We start from the raw sequence: 1,068 nt of genomic DNA on the forward strand, positions 1-1,068 counted from the left end.
CTGACAACCATAGAGCTTTGGTACCACCTGATCCCATCCCGAACTCAGTAGTGAAACGAAGCATCGCCGATGGTAGTGTGGGGTTTCCCCATGTGAGAGTAGGTCATTGTCAGCCTCTTAATTTAAAAGGCCCATCGAATCGCGATGGGCCTTTTTTTGTGGTTTTTTCAAAGTAGCGCTGCGCGGCCAGAGTTATCGCGTCTTTTGCAGACCTGGTAGCTTGATGGTCAATGCGGTCCAATAGGGTATCCATGCGTCCGGGTTATCGGCCTTCTGCAAGCGCAAGCCGTCGCGGTCATCGTGCACCACCCAGTCGTTACCGTAATCATCCCGGTAGTGATCACCGGCCGTGGCTTTTGTTTTAATCAATACCTCCTCGATGTTGCCGTCCAGTTTGAATGTCATGATTTATCCTCCTGTGCTGCCTCCTCGAAGCTCGGCTCCTGCGCGAAGGCATGTCGTTCTCGATTCAATCACCGACTTTAATCATGCGCCCAAACGGGGTGGTTGAACAAAAAGATTTGAGAATATAAAAGATTTTCTTTATTGCTTGGTAATATGAAGATGCTATTGCGGGCGAATATTTTGGCGCGAGTCAGAAGGGAAATTGCGTGTCCGCGGGCAATGGCGGGTTGGTCTGCTCTGCCAGGGGGCAACTGGCTCTACTCGGCGTCGCAGGTATCATGCCGCCGTTGTTGCTGTTGCTAAAGTGTTATGCACCGTTCAGCGTATTTGAAGGGAGCGGTGACAAATTAAAATCATTCACAAGTGTCACCGCCCCCATTTTGCGTGCCTGTTTATCAGGTATTTGGGCTGGGGTTTTCCAGTTCCAGCATCGCCTTGATTTTTCTTCGCGCTTTAATTGCCGGCTGATCAGCGAGCACTAATATCTCTCGCTGCAGTTGTACCGCCAGATCCAGTCTCTCCTCTATCGCATTGATGGCATCTGTATGTGCCACTCCAAAAGCGCGGTTATTTGCCGCTGTCGTAGTTCGAAACAGTAACGACTCAATTTCTACAGCTGCTTAGAACGTAGCCGGTTGCGCCGATCCGGGGTGGTCGGTTCAG

At 50.7% G+C, this 1,068-nt stretch carries 2 protein-coding genes and 1 rRNA gene; 2 read left to right on the forward strand and 1 reads right to left on the reverse strand.

Annotated elements, in window-relative coordinates; translation table 11 throughout:
* Positions 1 to 115: ribosomal RNA gene (gene rrf / locus G8764_RS22265) — 5S ribosomal RNA — on the forward strand.
* Between the two features lie 77 nt (positions 116 to 192).
* Here rrf and G8764_RS22270 read toward each other — a convergent pair.
* Positions 193 to 405 (reverse strand): hypothetical protein, encoded by a 213-nt coding sequence (locus G8764_RS22270; protein WP_166168589.1) that lies wholly within the window; start codon positions 403 to 405, stop codon positions 193 to 195.
* A 206-nt stretch (positions 406 to 611) separates the two neighbouring features.
* On the opposite strand from G8764_RS22270, the gene G8764_RS22275 reads away from it, so the two are divergent.
* Positions 612 to 887 (forward strand): hypothetical protein, encoded by a 276-nt coding sequence (locus G8764_RS22275; RefSeq protein ID WP_166168592.1) that lies wholly within the window; start codon positions 612 to 614, stop codon positions 885 to 887.
* Positions 888 to 1,068 lie beyond the last annotated feature (181 nt).

It is taken from the genome of Pseudomaricurvus alcaniphilus (assembly GCF_011440395.1).
GTDB lineage: Bacteria > Pseudomonadota > Gammaproteobacteria > Pseudomonadales > Cellvibrionaceae > Pseudomaricurvus > Pseudomaricurvus alcaniphilus.